We start from the raw sequence: 15,455 nt of genomic DNA on the forward strand, positions 1-15,455 counted from the left end.
GCCGGTTCGCGGGCCGTTGTGGCCCCTGGTTGCTGCCGTCATGCACCAGGAGGGGCCGAGTCCCGCGAAAGGTTCGCAGCGGTGATCGTTTCGTTATGCAGGGACGCGGCCTCCGCTGCCGGGGCCCAGGTCACCGGCGCGGTGGTGCCGCCGGCAGAGCACCTGGTACCGCACGTCCGCGGTGTCGACGGTGTCGCCGATGACGACCTGCGCGCCCTCGCGGGCCACCCGCCCGTCGGCGACCCGGGCGTTGAGCAGGCCCTCACGGCCGCACCAGCAGAGCACCTCGACCTGGATCCGGGCCACCGAGTCGGCCAGCTCGAACAGCCGCTGCGCCGCCGGGAACAGGCTGGAGCGGAAGTCGGTGGCCAGGCCGAAGGCGTACACGTCGACGTCGTAGCTGTCGACCAGGTCGGCCATCTGCTCCACGTGCTCGACCCCGTAGAAGCTGGCCTCGTCGCAGATCAGGTAGTCCACCCGCACCCCGTCGGCCCAGGCGTCGCGCACAAGCGTGCGCAGGTCGAGCGCGTCGGTCACCTCGATGGCCTCGTGGGCCAGCCCGATGCGGGTGGTGACCTGCGGGCCCAGGGAGCGGTCGATGCGGGTGGTCACCAGTCCCCGGCGGCCCTGGCGGGCATGGTTGTAATTCATCTGCAGCGCCATCGTGGACTTGCCGCAGTCCATCGGCCCCCAGTAGAACCGCAGCGCGGCGGCGTGCGCCGGCCGCCCGTCGACGCCACGGGCGGCGACGCACCCGGCCGGGCTGTCGCCCGCAGCGGGCAGTGTCGGGCGGGCCAGGCAGGTCGGTACGGCGTCGTCGGTCGTCACGGACCGGCAGCCTAGTGCGGTGTGCTCCCGGCTGGCGCGGTCGACCCGGCCGGGGTGTCGATCATCGCATCGTTGCCCGGGTCAGAGCACCCGGGGCGGGGTGTTGCCGGCGGCGACGATGGCCCGTCGGATCGGTACCGCCAACAACAGCAGGAAGCCGACCACGAAGAAGATCAGCAGGGAGACCAGACCGACCCGGTAGGAGTTGGTGAGCTGGAACACCAGCCCGAACGCCGCCGGTCCGAGCCAACTGGTGCCCTTGTCGCTGATCTCGTAGAAGCCGTAGTACTCACCCTCCTTGCCGTCGGGGATCAACTGACTGAACAGCGACCGGCTCAGTGCCTGGCTGCCGCCGAGGACCAGGCCGATGGCCGCGCCGAGCACCATGAACGGCAGCGGATCCTCAGCGGGCAACCGGAACGCCGCGACGATCACCAAGGTCCACAGCACCAGGCTCAGCAGGACCGTCTTCCACGCCCCGATCCGACCGGCCAGCGCGCCGAGGGCCAACGCGCCGCCGAAGGCCAGGAACTGCACCAGCAGGATCGTCACGATCAGGGTGCTCTGCCCCAGCCGTAGCTCCTCGGTGCCGTACACGCTGGCCAGCGTGATAACGGTCTGGATGCCGTCGTTGTAGACCAGGAACGCCAGCAGGAAGAACAGCGTCAGCGGGTACGTCTTCATCCCCCGCAGGGTGCGCCCGAGCTGCCGGAACCCGTCGGTGAGCACGTTGCCGCGGCCGGCGGCGGCCAGCGCGGCGGCGGTCGGGTGCTCCCGCAGCCAGCGCAATGGCACCAGGGTGAACGCCGCCCACCACAGCCCGGCCGACACGATCGACCAGCGGGCCAGATCCAGGGTGCGCTCGGCGGTGCCGTTGTCGAACGACTGCACCACGACCAGGTTCAACGCCAGCAGCAGACCGCCGCCCAGGTAACCCAGCGCCCAGCCCCTGCTGGAGATGCCGTCGCGTTCGTCCGGCCCGCCCAGCTGCGGCAGGAACGAGTTGTACACCACGATCGACGCCCCGAAGGCGATGTTGGCGATCAGCAGCAGCACACCGCCGAGCAGGTACCGGTCGCCGGTGACGAAGACCATCGCGGTGGTGGCGAACGCGCCGGTGAACGCGCTTGCGGCCAGCAGCCGCTTCTTGTGCAGCGACCGGTCGGCGATCGCGCCGATCACCGGCAGCACGAAGACGGTCAGCAGCACCGACAGCGAGATCGTGTACGGGTAGTACGACCCGGCGGCCACCTTGATGCCCAGCGGATAGACGTAGCCGCTGCAGTTGTCGGCACCGGATTCGCAGCCGGCAGCGAGCTTGGCGACGCTTGTCAGGTACGGCCCCAGGAACACCGTGATGACTGTGGTCTGGAAGGCCGAGTTCGCCCAGTCGTAGAAGTACCAGCCGGTGCGTTCGCGCCGGGTGCTTCGCGGTGGTGGGATGTCCTGCGCCGCCGGGGTGACCGTCTCGGCCATGGGGGTCCTCCGCCCAGGTGTTCAGGCGGCCCAGTGGCCGCGGCTGCGGTAGACGTCGCGCAGCACGCCGACGTGGTCGGTCATGATGCCATCAACCCCAAGATCAAGTAACTCGTGCATCTCGGCAGGTTCGTCGATCGTCCAGACGTGCACCTGCAGGCCGAGCCGGTGGGCCGTGCGCAGGAAGCGACGGTCGACCACCGGCACCCGCCCGTAGCGCACCGGCACCTGCGCGGCCACCACCGACGGCGGTAACCGCAGCGGCCGTCCGGTCCACGAGGCCCACCGCAGCCGGGCCACTCCGCGTACCCCGAGGCTGGTGGCGACGCGTCCGCCGGTCAGCGCCCGCAGCCGGGTCAGCCGGGCGTCGCTGAACGAGGCCAGCAGCACCCGGTCGGCGGCGCGAGCCCGGTCGACAGTGGTCACCGTGGGCGTAACCCCCTGGTCGGACTTGACGTCGATGTTGAACCGCACCTGTGGCCACGCGCCGAGCACCTCGTCCAGGCGCGGCACCACGGCGGAGCCGCCGACGCGCAGCGTGGCCAGGTCGGCCCAGCGCATGGCGCCTACCCGGCCACGCTGCCCGGTGACCCGCTCCAGGGTGTCGTCGTGGAACACCACGGCCACCCCGTCGGCGGTGCCGTGCACGTCGGTCTCGACGTACCGGTAGCCCAGCTCGACCGCCCGCGCGAACGCGGCGGCGGTGTTCTCGTCGCCGTCGGCGGCGCCGCCGCGATGGGCGAAGGCCAGCGGCGCGGGTGCGTCGAGGTAGGGGTGCGCGTTCGTGGGCACGCGGCGCAGTATGCCTGGCCCCGGTGACCGCCCGGTGGCGGGCCGGCGGCGACCCGGATTCGTCCCGTCGTCCACGCCCCATCCGATACCCACCGGTGATTGCCGGATGCCGGACAGTAACCTTCCCTGCTCGGTCGGCACCGGCGACGATGCCCCGGTGATGCCGTGGACGAGTTCCGTACCGCGACGAGACGACCCGCCCTCGACGCCGGCGGCGCTGACCATCCGCCCGGTGCACCCGCTGCCCGGACGCGTCGCGCCACCGCGCCGCCCGGCGACCCGCGATCTTCCGCCGGGGTTCGGGGCGCTGCTGGTCACGACCCTGGCCGCCGGCAGCCCCTGGGGGTACGAGGTGCTGCGGGAGCTGAGCGTCAACCTGCCCCGCATCGACGGCCCGGCCGGGATCCTCACGACCGCGGTCGACGCGCTGCTGCTGGGGCTGTCGTGGCTGCGGTGGGGCAGCCCGGACACCCTGTCCAGCTACCAGCTCGCGCGCACCGCCCAGGTGGCGCTGTTCGTCCTGATCGTGCTGGTGCTGCTGCGCAGGTTGGCCGCCTGGGCCACGCCTCCCCGGGCGTACCGCTTCTTCGGCACGCTCGGCGCGACAGTCGTGGCGGCGACGCTCGCCACGACCGTCGGCGCCCTGGTGCACCTGGCCGTCGACAGCGGCGTCTACACCGGGTCGGCGATGCGTGCGGAACTGCTGAACGAACTGGTACGGGCACTGCTGTGCGGCTTCGTCGTCGGCCTGCTGCTCGCGGTGGCGCCGGCACGGCGGCGCCGGCCGCGACCGACCGTTCCCGGTCTGGGAGGCAACTGACATGGTGATCCGGCAGGCCACCCCCGAGGTCTCGACGGCGGGCCCGGCGGACGCCACGAGCGAGGCGACCCGCTACCTGTGCGTGGCGGCGCACACCGACGACACGTTCGCCGACTCGGCCCTGTCCGAGGTCCTCGACGACGAACTTCGGGCGGTGGCGCCCTCGGTCGGCTTCGACCTGACCACCGTGCTGCGGCACTGCCTTGAGGCACGTCAGCGGCGCATCCGTCGCGATGCCGGCCTGCTGATCGCCGGCAGCATGGCCCTGCTGCTGGCGCCGCTGTGGACGCTGCTGGCCGCGGCGGTGCTGGCGGTCGGCATGTCGCTGACCCGGGCCAACCGGAACGGCCCACTGGCCTCGGCGGCGGCACTGGTCGCGACGGTCGTGGTGTCGCTGTGGCTGGTGGCGCAGTTCGCCGGGGTGCAGACCGACGAGGACGGCACGCTCGACTGGATGATCGGCCTGCCGTGGCTGGCGCTGGTGGCGGGGCTGCTCGCGTACCTGATCCTTGTGCTGCACCTGCTGGGCACCCGGCAGCTGCTGGTGCAGCGGCTGCGGCGCGGTCACTTCCAGCCCACGTCGGCCGAAACCGGCCCGGTGCCGCAGCGCCACGCGGCACGCCTGGCCCAGCTCGACACGGCCCAGCACGGCAACGTGACGATCTACAGCGGGTACACCCCGTTCGTGGGGCACGGCGCACCGGTGGCCGGCTGGTCGTTCGCCCTGCCCATCCACCGGGCCGAACAGCACCTGCCCGAACCGGCGACGGCGGTCACCGACGACGACCCGGACGCCACCGTACAGTTCGCCGTGGTGGATCTGATCGACCACGTGCGGCAACGACTGGCGGCGATCCGGCTCGACCCGGCCGGCGACCCGGAGCTGAATCCGGAACGGCTCGCCGGGCTGGTGCTTGAGGATCGGGTCTTCGTGCACGGCGGTCTGCTGACCGACGATCCGCAGCTGCTGCCCGAGCGCAGCCGGATGCCCCGGCAACGCTGGTCCGACGAGCGGCTGCGAGCGGTGGCGAGCCGGCCGCAGGGCGCCGCCCGACACTTTCTGGGCGCTCTGGTGCCGTCCTGGGGCGGCGAGGTGGTGGCCTGCACGTTCCTGCACTTCTCCACCGATGGTCGGGTGCTCTACCTGGAGTGCGCCCGGACGTTGCTGGAGCCGCCCCGCATCGAGTACCACGACGTGGACCGGCTGACCGAGTGGATCCCGGTGCGCCAGTTCGTCCAGTTGTTCACCGCCGCCGCCGAGCAGTTGGTGCGTACCGCCTTCGGCGCGCCGGTGCGCCTGGTACGCGACGGCGTCCGGGTGGTTCGTCACCAGATCCGGCAGTCGCGGTCCCGCCGGATGGCCCGCGAGGACCTCGGCTACGACTACGGCGCCCGGGCCGGGGTGCGGGAGCTGGCCACCGGCACCACCTACCACAACTACTTTCAGGTGCTCGACGCCGCGAAGCATCTCAAGGTGGTCGAGCGGCACGTGCTGGCCGCCATCGTCGACTTCCTGGAGGACAAGGGTGTGGACACCGCCGAGTTCCGCACCCGGCAAACCATGATCCTCAACCAGGGTGTGATCCAGACCGGCGGCCTCAGCGTCGTCGGCAACCAGGCGGTGGGCGCCGGCGCGCGGGCGGAGCAGCAGACCACCACGGAACAGCCGTCACCGCAGGGCACAAGCCGTCGAGCCGGCACCGGGAGGCCGTCATGACCACGTCCGACAACTCGATCAACTTCGGGATCCAGCAGTCGGGTGGGGTGAGCCAGGTCGGCAACCAGGCGGTGGGTCCGGGAGCGCACGCGGTCGGTGGGACGTTGTGGGCCACGGCGCCGGGGGTGGACGTGCCGGCGCTGGTGGCCCAGCTGGTGCAGACCCTCGACCGGCACCGTGACGAGCTGCCGGAGCCGGCTCGGGCGGTGGCCGCGGAACTGCGGGTCCAGCTGGCACGGCCGGATCCGGAACCGGCCCGGGTCACGGCGCTGTTGCAGCGCCTGGCGGCCCTGGCCGCGCCGGTGGCGCCGGTGGCCTCGGCCGTGACCGAGGTGTTGCGGGCGGTGCAGCAGGCGACCTGAGGCTCAGCCGGTGGCGGGGCGGCGCCGGTGGGCGCGGCTGGGGTCGACCGGCCGGCTGGGGTCGAGGTGGCGGGGGCGGTCGGGTTCGTCCGGCCGCAGCGGGGCCAGGGTGTCGGTGAGCGCGTCGATGATCCGGTCGGTGGCCTGTCGGGCCGCGCCCGGCGTGCCACGGGTCACCTCGGCCAGGTCCACCGGGTCGCCGAAGTGCACCCGTACGGTGGGGCGGCGCACCAGCGCCCGGGCGACGCCGCGCAGCATCCCTTTCGGGGCCTGGTAGGGCAGCACCTCGTGGGATCCCCACTGGGCGAGGGGAATCACGGGCGCGCCGCAGGCCAGGGCGAGGCGGGCGGCGCCGGTCTTGCCGCGTTCGGGCCACATGCCCGGGTCCAGGCCGATGCGTCCCTCCGGGTAGACCAGGATCGGTGCGCCGGCGGCGACCGCGGCGGCGGCATCGTCCAGGGCCCGGTGTACGCCGCTGGTGCCCCGGTCGACGCGGATGTGCCCGGCGCTGCGCATCGCGGTCCCGATCAGCGGGGCCCGGAACAGCCCGCCGGTGGCCATGATCCTGGGTGCCACCCGGCGGGCCCGGCAGGCCGCGGCGAGCACGATCGGGTCGAACGGGCTGATGTGGTTGGCGGCCAGGATCAGCGGCCCGCCACGCAACCGGGCCGGGATGTCGCCGGTGACCTCCAGCCGGGCCAGCGTCCCGACGACGACGCGGGCCAGCAGCAACGCGACGCGCCAGATCAGCGGCGGACGCCAGGGGGAGTGGGCTGCTTCCATCAGCGGGAAATGGTCGCACGGCGGGCGGGCGGGCGGCGCGGCGGCCAGGGCGGGCCGTACGGCAGAGGTGAGCAGGGTCATTGGTCCCGGTCCGGTTCGGGCCGGCCGCCTCTGCCAATCCTCGTACGACACGCTGTAGTATTTACTACGTCTTGTAGTATGAATAGCCTGGGGGTCGCAGGTGGACGCGTTGGACGTCGCCCGCTGGCAGTTCGGTGTCACCACCGTCTACCACTTTCTCTTCGTGCCGTTGACCATCGGCCTGTCCGTTCTGGTCGCCATCCTGCAGACACTCTGGCACCGCACGGGGGACGAGAAGTACCTCAAGCTCACCAAGTTCTACGGCAAACTCTTCCTGATCAACTTCGCCATGGGCGTGGTCACCGGCATCGTGCAGGAGTTCCAGTTCGGCATGAACTGGAGCGACTACTCCCGCTTCGTCGGCGACATCTTCGGCGCGCCCCTGGCCATCGAGGCCCTGGTCGCGTTCTTCCTCGAATCCACATTCATCGGACTGTGGATCTTCGGCTGGGACCGACTACCCAAACGCCTGCACCTGGCCAGCATCTGGGCCGCGGCCATCGGCACCAACCTGTCGGCGTACTTCATCCTCGCCGCGAACTCGTTCATGCAGAACCCGGTCGGCTACCGCTACAACCCGGACACCGGTCGCGCCGAACTGACCGACTTCGTCGCCGTGCTGACCAACAAGGTCGCCCTGATCACCTTTCCGCACACCATCGCCGGCGCCTTCCTGGTCGCCGGGTCGCTGCTGGTGGCCGTCGCCCTGTGGCACCTCATCCGCCACCGCGACAGCGCCGACACCCCGGCCTACCGCTTCGCCGCCCGCTTCGGCTCCTGGGTCACCCTGGTCTCCGCCACGGTCGTCGTCATCACCGGCGACATCCAAGGCAAGATCATGACGCAGGTGCAGCCGATGAAGATGGCCGCCGCCGAAGGGCTCTACGCCACCGAGAGCCCCGCGTCGTTCTCCGTACTGACCGTCGGCAGCCTCGACGGCAGCCGCGAACTGTTCGCCCTCAAGATCCCGTACCTGCTGTCCTACCTCGGCACCGGCGACCCCAACGGCACCGTGCAGGGCATCAACGACCTCCAGGCCCGCTACAGCGCCCAGTACGGCGCCGGCAGCTACACCCCGATCATCCCGGTCACCTACTGGAGCTTCCGGCTCATGATCGGCTTCGGGCTCGCCGCCGCCGCCATCGCCCTGCTGGTGCTCTGGACCCAGCGCAGAGGCCGCGCCGTACCGAACAGCAAATGGCTGCTGCGCGCCGGCCTGGCCATGCCGATCCTGCCGCTGCTGGCCAACTCCTTCGGTTGGATCTTCACCGAGATGGGCCGCCAGCCCTGGATCGTCTTCGGCGAGATGCTCACCCGCGACGGCGTGTCCCGCAGCGTCTCCCTGACCGAGGTGCTCACCTCCTTCACCGCCTTCACCCTCATCTACGCCGTCCTCGCCGTCATCGAGGTGAAACTGCTGATCCGTTACGCCAAGGCCGGCGTACCAGACGTCACCCCGGCCCCCGAACCCGACGACACCGACGACGCCGAGCGCCCGCTCGCCTTCGCCTACTGAGTCCGGAGCCCCACCGTGGAACTGACCACCATCTGGTTTCTCCTCGTCGCCGTGCTGTTCACCGGCTACTTCATCCTCGAAGGCTTCGACTTCGGCGTCGGCATGCTGCTGCCCGTGCTCGGTCGCGACGACAAGGAACGCCGAGTCATGATCAACACGATCGGGCCGGTCTGGGACGGCAACGAGGTCTGGCTGATCACCGCCGGAGGCGCCATGTTCGCCGCCTTCCCCGAGTGGTACGCCACCCTCTTCTCCGGCTTCTACCTGCCCCTGCTGCTCGTCCTGCTGGCCCTGATCGCCCGCGGCGTCGCCTTCGAATACCGCCACAAGCGTCCCGAGGCGTCCTGGAAACGCCGCTGGGACAACGCCATCTTCGTCGGCTCCCTCGTCCCCGCCATCCTGTGGGGCGTGGCGTTCGCCAACATCCTGCGCGGCGTGCCGCTGGACGCCGACCACGAGTATGTCGGCGGACTGCTCAACCTGCTCAACCCGTACGCCCTGCTCGGCGGCGCGACCACCGCGGCGCTGTTCGCCACCCACGGCGCCGTCTTCGTCGCCCTCAAGACCGTCGGCGACATCCGCGGCCGGGCCGCCGCGCTCGCCGTGCGCCTGGGCGTGGCCGCGGCGGTCCTCGCGGTGGCCTTCCTGAGCTGGACCCTGACCATCCGCTCCAGCACGGCCGCCGTCGTGCTCGCCGTCGCCGCCGCGCTCGCCCTGCTCGGCGGTCTCGCCGCCGCCACGGTACGCCGGGAGGGCTGGGCCTTCACCGGCACCGCCGCCGCGATCGGCCTGGCCGTGGCCACCCTGTTCGCCGCCCTGTTCCCGAACGTGCTGCCCTCCACGCTGGACCCCGCCGGCACACTTACCGCCACCAACGCCGCTTCCACCCCCTACACCCTCACGATCATGACCTGGGTGGCGGTGTTCTTCACCCCGATCGTGCTGGCCTACCAGGGCTGGACCTACTGGGTCTTCCGCAAGCGCATAGGCGTGGCCCACATCCCGCAACACTGACCGGCCGGCGGACGGGATCCGGGAAAACCCGGGCCCCGCCCGTCACGCCGCCGCCAGGGTCTGCTCGGCGCGGCGGCGCACCACCTCCAGCACCCGCGCCGCCGCCGCGAGGTCGTCGGTCGGAAGATCGGCCCACAGCCGGGCGCCGATCTCGGCGGAAGCCGCGGCGACCAGCTGCTGCGTGTGCCGCCCGGTCGGGGTCAGCGCGACCCGGGAGGCGTCGGTGGGCAGCGGTGCCACAAGCGTCGCCGCGATCAACTCGGCAAGCGTGGCGTACGCCGTCGCGGTCGACACCTTCACCGCGTCAACCAGCCGACGGGCGGCATCGACGCGGGGGAGCGGAGCATCGGCGGCAGCCAACGCGTTGAGCAGCAACGCCTGCGCGAAGGTCAACCCGAGACGGTCCAGCTCCCGCTCCAGCACCGCCCGGGTGGCGTAGTGGGTCCGGCCGAGGATCTGCCCGTTGAGGATGAGGGACATGTCAACCTCTATTCATTGGTGAAGCCAACGTTGGCGGGGCCAACATAGCACCGATCGTGGGTGCCGCCAACGAAATCGCGTACAGTCCCCACATGGAGCAACCCAGCGCCCCCACACCCAAACGACTGCGCACCACACCCAGCTGGCTGCTCACCCAGACCGCCGCCCACGCCACCCGCCTCGTCACCACCGCACTCGCCACCCGCCACGCCCGCGGCTACCACTACCGACTACTGGCCACCCTCGCCGAAACCGGCCCCGCCAGCCAGGCCGACCTCGGCCGACACAGCGGCATCGACCGCAGCGACATCGTCGCCACCCTCAACGACCTCGCCGACCGCCACCTCGTACGCCGCCAAGCCGACCCCACCGACCGCCGCCGCAACATCGTCCACATCACACCCGCCGGCCAACTCGAACTCACCAACCTGCAACACGCCCTCGACACCGCCCAGGACACCCTGCTCGCCCCACTGAACCCCACCGACCGCCACGAACTCGTCCGCCTGCTCGACCTCCTGCTCACCCACCACAGCGAACCGGAAGGCTGACCATGGCCCGCACCCACCACTACGCCACCACCGTCACCTGGACCGGCAACCTCGGCACCGGCACCAGCAGCTACCGCGACTACCGACGCGACCACGACATCACCACCGACGGCCGCCCACCCATCCCCGGCAGCTCCGACCCCACCTTCCACGGCGACCGCACCCGCTGGAACCCCGAACAACTCCTCCTCGCCGCCCTGTCCCAGTGCCACATGCTCGCCTACCTGCACCTGTGCGCCGACAAAGGCATCGTCGTCACCGACTACATCGACCACGCCACCGGCACCATGACCACCGACAACACCGGCAACGGCCACTTCACCGAGGTCACCCTGCGACCCCACGTCACCGTCGCCGACCCCACCACCACCGACATCGCCACCGCCCTGCACGACGACGCCCACCACACCTGCTTCATCGCCAACTCGGTCAACTTCCCAGTCCGCCACCACCCCGTCACCACCACCTGAACCCACCGGAAATCCCGTCGACCCCACCACCACGACCGCTATCGTCGGCCCGTGCCCGACGTGCGTGAACTCACCCCCGACGACCTGAACGACGCCTGGCAACTCGGCCGGCTCGCCTTCGGCTCCGACCCGCAACCACCCCCACCACCAAACCCCACCGGCCGAACCGCCCACGGCGCCTTCGACCCCACCGGAAAACTCATCGGCAAAGCCATCGACCTGCACGACGAACAATGGTGGAGCGGACACGCCGTACCCGCCGCCGACGTCGCCGGCGTCGCCGTCGCCCCCGAAGCACGCGGCACCGGAGTGGGCCGAGCCCTACTGACCACCCTGCTCCGCCACGCCCGCGACCGCGGCGCCGCCGTCAGCACGCTGTTCCCCACCACCGCCGCCCCCTACCGCGCCTGCGGCTGGGAGATCACCGGCCAACTACGCACCCTCGACCTACCCACCGCCACCCTGCCCCGACACCGCCCCGACCCACGGCTGACCATCCGCGCCGGCACCACCGCCGACCTGCCCGCCACCGCCGAGCTCTACCGACGCGTCGCCCACCACCGCAACGGCCTGCTCACCCGCACCCACCGCCGGTTCACCGCCACCGACGAACTGCCCTACGACGGGCTCACCCTCGTCGAACACGACAGCCAACTGGTCGGCTACGCCGGCTGGGACCGAGGCCGCGGCTACGGCCCCGACGCCGTACTCACAGTCGAAGACATCTTCGCCACCACCGCCGACGCCGCCCAAGCCCTCGTCGGCACCCTCGCCAGCTGGTACAGCGTCACCCCGACCCTGCGCGTGACCCCGCTACCCGACGACACCGTCAGCACCCACCTGCCCCTGGAACGCGCCCGCGAACACGAACGCGAAGCCTGGATGCACCGACCCGTCGACATCGTCCGCGCCGTACAGGCCCGCGGCTGGCCCACCCACACCCACGGCCAGGTCACCTTCACCCTCACCGACGACCTCGCCGACTGGAACACCGGCACCTGGCAACTCACCGTCGCCGACGGCCACGCCGACCTGCACCGCACCACCACCGACGCCGACCTGCACCTGACCGTACGCGGCTTCGCCCGCCTCTACACCGGCACCGCCACCGCCCGCACCCTCGCCGAAACCGGACTGCTGCACCACCGCACCCCCGACCCGGCCGCCCTGGACCTGCTCGCCGCCGGACCCACCGCCCACCTCATCGACTACTTCTGACAAACGCCGACGGCCCGGCCCGGCAGGGGATGCCGGACCGGGCCACCGATCGGATCGAAACCCTCAGCCCGCCTCGCGCAACTCCGCCAACCGGGCCTCGATCTCCGCCAACTCCGCCCGCAACTTCTCCGCCTGCCGCTCCGCCTCCGACCGCTCGGCGGCCAGGATCTGCTCCACCGCCTCGTGCACCCCCGGCACGTCCACCAACGCCACCATCCGCAGCGCCTCCGCCGGCTTGAGCACATACGGCTTGGCCAACACCTTCCCACCCTGCTGCGCCGCGACCGTCCACTCGCCCTCGGCATAGGCCAACGTCACCGTCAACCCCGCCGGCCCCTTCGGCTTCGCCGCCTTCACCGCCCGCCGAGCCGGCTTCGCCTCCACCTTCGACCCCACCGTCTCGTCCACCCTCGGCTCCTCCCGACCCGACTGCTCATCCCGACCCGGCTGCTCCTCACGACGCTGCTGCGGCACCCGATCCAACACGAACTCCGGCGTCACCACCGCCGGCTCGACCGGCGCCGGCTCCACCTTCGACTCGGCCGGCCGCCGACCCGCACCCCGCGGCGCCACCGCCACATCGGCGGGGGAGAAGGGCAACTCGTCGCGCCCGAACCGCACCACCACGAACTCGTCGGACTCCGCCGGATCGGTCAACTCCACCACCTGACCCAACTGACCAGCGATCTGACCGGCCGCCGCCGTGAACACGACCTTCGGCTTACGCCCCGCGGCCAACGCCTCCCGGATGCCGCGCACCTCGTCCTCGGACAAACCCTGACCAGCGGCACCCATCGCCCAACCTCATTCCTCGTACACGTGTTCAGCCGCCTGCCTTGATACCAGCAGCCAGCGACAACCCGAAGATCAGCCCCCCAACGCCCGCAACGCCCGATCGGCGTGCTCATTCATGCCCAACTCGCTGTGCACCACCTCGACGACCCGCCGATCGACCCCGATCACGAACGTCATCCGCCGGGTACTCAACGGCCCCAACGGCAACCGCCGCCGCACCCCGAACCGCTCGGCCACCACACCGTCCGGATCCGACAACAACGGATAGTCGAAACCGTGCAACCGCGAGAACTCCGCCTGACGCCGCACCGAATCCCGGCTGATGCCCACCCGCTGCGCCCCGACCGCCGCGAACTCCGCCGCCAGATCCCGGAAGTGACAACTCTCCGCCGTGCACCCCCGCGTCATCGCCGCCGGATAGAAGAACAACACCACCGGCCCCGCCGCCAGCAACTCCGTCAACCGCCGCGGCCGACCCGTCTCGTCCGGCAACTCGAAATCCTCGACCAGATCCCCGACACCCACACCCGCCACAAGCCCTCCCAACGACACCATCGCCGCGAGCGTAAGCCATCGCCCACCACCGACCGTGCGCTCGACCACACCGCGCTACCCGCCACCGCCACCACGCCGGTAACGTCCCCGACACCGGCTCGGGGCAGGGGAGAGGTCCATTGGACAGCGTCACCGTCATCACCGGCGGCAGCCGCGGCATCGGCGCCGCCACCGCCCGCCGCCTCGCCCACACCGGCCAGCACATCGCCATCGGCTACCGCCGCGACCACACCGCCGCCGACACCGTCGTGGCCGAACTGCGCGCCACCGGCGTACGCGCCATCGCCGTCCCCGCCGACACCCGCGACCCCGACCAGGTCACCGCCCTGTTCGACGCCGCAGCCGAACTCGGCACCCTCACCGGCCTGGTCAACAACGCGGGCATCACCAGCCCGATCGGCCCCTTCACCGACCTCGACCCCGACGACCTGCGCCGCGTCGTCGACGTCAACCTCATCGGCTACGTCCTCTGCGCCCAACAGGCCGCCCGCCGGATGAGCGACGGCGCCGCCATCGTCAACCTCTCCTCCGTCGCCGCCACCCTCGGCAGCCCAGGGGAGTACGTGCACTACGCCGCCGTCAAAGCCGCCACCGACGCGCTCACCACCGGCCTAGCCAAGGAACTCGCCCCCCGCGGCATCCGCGTCAACGCCGTCGCCCCCGGCATCATCCGCACCGACATCCACGCGCTCTCCGGCCAACCCGACCGGCCCGACCAAGCCGCCGGCCGGATCCCACTCGGCCGCCCCGGCGAACCCGACGAGGTCGCCGCCGCCGTCGCCTGGCTGCTCAGCCCCGACGCCTCCTACACCACCGGCGCCATCCTCCGCGTCGGCGGCGGCCTCTGACCGCCGACCGGACAGCGCGGGACGGTGCGGGCACGCCAACGAACTCGTCGTACGGGAATGCGCACCGGCCTGGCGGGTAGCCGCACTACGCCGCCACCGCGCACAGGGGTGCCCGGCGGCTGCTCGACGCAGGAGGGGAGCAGACATGCAGACCACCTACGACTCGGTGGACGACCTGGCCGCGGCGCTGCGCCGGGCGGCGTCCGCCCACGACCGCCACGAGAAGAAACTCGGCCACCCCGACCCCGACTGGCCGGACTGGTACGCCCGACACATGGTCGACGAGCGCGCCGGCCACGAACAGCACCGCTGAGCGTTGAACCGCCGGTACCCGTGCCCACCGTCAGGCAGGCCACGGCACCTCGTGGTACGTGATCCCCGAGGAGATGGTGACAATATGCTCGTGCCGCCGCAACGGGCCGTTCCGTAGCGCGTCGAGGTCGACCGGTCGCGCCTCGACGAAGACAGTCGGCCAGATGAGATCCGGAACGGGTTGGCTGTTCAGCGGATCGCCGATCCGTGACCATTCGGCCCGAGCAGTCCAGTCCTGTGACCATCCGACTTGAACAGTCAGGTCCTGCCCAGGGACGAGGTAGCCCAACGCGGGCGGAGGCAGCAGCAATCCGTCCTCGGTCCTGCCGTTCGCCGCGTAGTAACTCTCGACCTCCTCGATGGCCGACTCGGTGGACGGCATTAGCCCGGTAGCTCTGGCGTGTCTGTCGACCTCCCGCAGCACCTTCAGCAGGTCGCCGTCGGCCCCGAAGTACCTGGTCTCGGTGAGACCGCAACTGAGGCGGTACTCGTCGTGGGGCCACAGACCGTTCGTGTCGCCGGCATGGCAGATATCCCGCGTTGCCACGGCGACCGGCGTGAGCGGCGACGCCCGGGCCACGTCGGAGAGCAGGATGCTGATCTGCTCGGCGCTCGACGCACCTGCCTGTCGGACCGCTGCCGACTGCGCCTCCCGGCTGGCTTCCTCGGGCGTGGGTGCGTCCGACCCGCAGGCCGCCAGCGTGAACACCAGAGCTGCGGCTGTCGCCGACGTGACCAGGTGACGAGGAGTCATGGTTGCGAGGATGCTGGCCGCCGTCAGACGAAGCATGAGTCGCCGTACTCATCTCGCCGCATCGTCGACATCGTGAACGCCAG

18 protein-coding genes are annotated in these 15,455 nt (G+C 71.2%); 10 read left to right on the forward strand and 8 right to left on the reverse strand.

Annotated elements, in window-relative coordinates; genetic code table 11:
* Nucleotides 1-93 precede the first annotated feature (93 nt).
* From ACN26Z_RS16905 to ACN26Z_RS16915, 3 genes are all read right to left on the reverse strand, one after another.
* A complete protein-coding gene (locus ACN26Z_RS16905; RefSeq protein WP_373870615.1) occupies nt 94-798 on the reverse strand; it encodes a thymidine kinase in 705 nt (234 codons plus the stop codon).
* A gap of 111 nt (nt 799-909) precedes the next feature.
* Complete coding sequence (locus ACN26Z_RS16910) at nt 910-2,304, reverse strand: MFS transporter (RefSeq protein WP_282238455.1); 1,395 nt, start codon at nt 2,302-2,304, stop codon at nt 910-912.
* Between the two features lie 21 nt (nt 2,305-2,325).
* Entirely contained in the window at nt 2,326-3,096 is a 771-nt protein-coding gene (locus ACN26Z_RS16915) for a glycerophosphodiester phosphodiesterase (RefSeq protein ID WP_282238454.1), read from the reverse strand.
* Between the two features lie 106 nt (nt 3,097-3,202).
* On the opposite strand from ACN26Z_RS16915, the gene ACN26Z_RS16920 reads away from it, so the two are divergent.
* The 3 genes from ACN26Z_RS16920 to ACN26Z_RS16930 are packed head-to-tail and all read left to right on the forward strand — an operon-like array spanning nt 3,203 to nt 5,995.
* Nucleotides 3,203-3,916, forward strand: coding sequence for a hypothetical protein (locus tag ACN26Z_RS16920; protein WP_421462206.1), 714 nt, complete (start codon nt 3,203-3,205; stop codon nt 3,914-3,916).
* A gap of 1 nt (nt 3,917) precedes the next feature.
* Nucleotides 3,918-5,633: a hypothetical protein gene (locus tag ACN26Z_RS16925; RefSeq protein WP_421462207.1), complete on the forward strand. Its 1,716-nt coding sequence runs from the start codon at nt 3,918-3,920 to the stop codon at nt 5,631-5,633.
* The gene (locus tag ACN26Z_RS16930) at nt 5,630-5,995 is read left to right on the forward strand and encodes a hypothetical protein (protein ID WP_421462208.1); all 366 of its coding nucleotides are present in this window, start codon (nt 5,630-5,632) and stop codon (nt 5,993-5,995) included. Before ACN26Z_RS16925 ends, ACN26Z_RS16930 begins: the two co-directional genes overlap by 4 nt.
* Nucleotides 5,996-5,998: 3 nt before the next feature.
* On the opposite strand, the gene ACN26Z_RS16935 is transcribed toward ACN26Z_RS16930, so the two are convergent.
* Nucleotides 5,999-6,778: a lysophospholipid acyltransferase family protein gene (locus ACN26Z_RS16935; protein ID WP_396888014.1), complete on the reverse strand. Its 780-nt coding sequence runs from the start codon at nt 6,776-6,778 to the stop codon at nt 5,999-6,001.
* Nucleotides 6,779-6,959: 181 nt separating this feature from the next.
* On the opposite strand from ACN26Z_RS16935, the gene ACN26Z_RS16940 reads away from it, so the two are divergent.
* Nucleotides 6,960-8,375 carry a cytochrome ubiquinol oxidase subunit I gene (locus tag ACN26Z_RS16940; RefSeq protein WP_421462209.1) on the forward strand — a complete coding sequence of 472 codons (1,416 nt, stop codon included), beginning with the start codon at nt 6,960-6,962 and terminating at the stop codon, nt 8,373-8,375.
* Nucleotides 8,376-8,390: 15 nt separating this feature from the next.
* Entirely contained in the window at nt 8,391-9,389 is a 999-nt protein-coding gene (gene cydB, locus ACN26Z_RS16945; protein ID WP_421462210.1) for a cytochrome d ubiquinol oxidase subunit II, read from the forward strand.
* Between the two features lie 42 nt (nt 9,390-9,431).
* On the opposite strand, the gene ACN26Z_RS16950 is transcribed toward cydB, so the two are convergent.
* Nucleotides 9,432-9,869: a hypothetical protein gene (locus ACN26Z_RS16950; RefSeq protein ID WP_421462211.1), complete on the reverse strand. Its 438-nt coding sequence runs from the start codon at nt 9,867-9,869 to the stop codon at nt 9,432-9,434.
* A 92-nt stretch (nt 9,870-9,961) separates the two neighbouring features.
* Here ACN26Z_RS16950 and ACN26Z_RS16955 point away from each other — a divergent pair, with 92 nt between their 5' ends.
* From ACN26Z_RS16955 to ACN26Z_RS16965, 3 genes are read left to right on the forward strand one after another with little or no spacing between them, the layout of a single operon-like run.
* A complete protein-coding gene (locus tag ACN26Z_RS16955; protein ID WP_421462212.1) occupies nt 9,962-10,420 on the forward strand; it encodes a MarR family winged helix-turn-helix transcriptional regulator in 459 nt (152 codons plus the stop codon).
* A 2-nt stretch (nt 10,421-10,422) separates the two neighbouring features.
* Complete coding sequence (locus tag ACN26Z_RS16960; RefSeq protein ID WP_093402399.1) at nt 10,423-10,890, forward strand: OsmC family protein; 468 nt, start codon at nt 10,423-10,425, stop codon at nt 10,888-10,890.
* 51 nt (nt 10,891-10,941) lie between these two features.
* Nucleotides 10,942-12,108: a GNAT family N-acetyltransferase gene (locus tag ACN26Z_RS16965; protein WP_421462214.1), complete on the forward strand. Its 1,167-nt coding sequence runs from the start codon at nt 10,942-10,944 to the stop codon at nt 12,106-12,108.
* 63 nt (nt 12,109-12,171) lie between these two features.
* Here ACN26Z_RS16965 and ACN26Z_RS16970 read toward each other — a convergent pair whose 3' ends face one another.
* Together ACN26Z_RS16970 and ACN26Z_RS16975 are read right to left on the reverse strand one after the other, a co-directional pair.
* Entirely contained in the window at nt 12,172-12,903 is a 732-nt protein-coding gene (locus ACN26Z_RS16970) for a hypothetical protein (RefSeq protein WP_093402401.1), read from the reverse strand.
* A 72-nt stretch (nt 12,904-12,975) separates the two neighbouring features.
* A complete protein-coding gene (locus ACN26Z_RS16975) occupies nt 12,976-13,458 on the reverse strand; it encodes a peroxiredoxin (RefSeq protein WP_282238444.1) in 483 nt (160 codons plus the stop codon).
* 119 nt (nt 13,459-13,577) lie between these two features.
* Between ACN26Z_RS16975 and ACN26Z_RS16980 the strand changes: the two genes are divergently transcribed.
* Both ACN26Z_RS16980 and ACN26Z_RS16985 read left to right on the forward strand, forming a co-directional pair.
* A complete protein-coding gene (locus tag ACN26Z_RS16980; RefSeq protein ID WP_421462216.1) occupies nt 13,578-14,306 on the forward strand; it encodes an SDR family NAD(P)-dependent oxidoreductase in 729 nt (242 codons plus the stop codon).
* Between the two features lie 145 nt (nt 14,307-14,451).
* The gene (locus ACN26Z_RS16985) at nt 14,452-14,619 is read left to right on the forward strand and encodes a hypothetical protein (RefSeq protein ID WP_282238442.1); all 168 of its coding nucleotides are present in this window, start codon (nt 14,452-14,454) and stop codon (nt 14,617-14,619) included.
* A gap of 30 nt (nt 14,620-14,649) precedes the next feature.
* On the opposite strand, the gene ACN26Z_RS16990 is transcribed toward ACN26Z_RS16985, so the two are convergent.
* Complete coding sequence (locus ACN26Z_RS16990; RefSeq protein ID WP_282238441.1) at nt 14,650-15,372, reverse strand: hypothetical protein; 723 nt, start codon at nt 15,370-15,372, stop codon at nt 14,650-14,652.
* Nucleotides 15,373-15,455 lie beyond the last annotated feature (83 nt).

This window comes from Verrucosispora sp. WMMD703, from assembly GCF_049178935.1.
GTDB classification, from domain to species: Bacteria; Actinomycetota; Actinomycetes; order Mycobacteriales; family Micromonosporaceae; genus Micromonospora; species Micromonospora sediminimaris.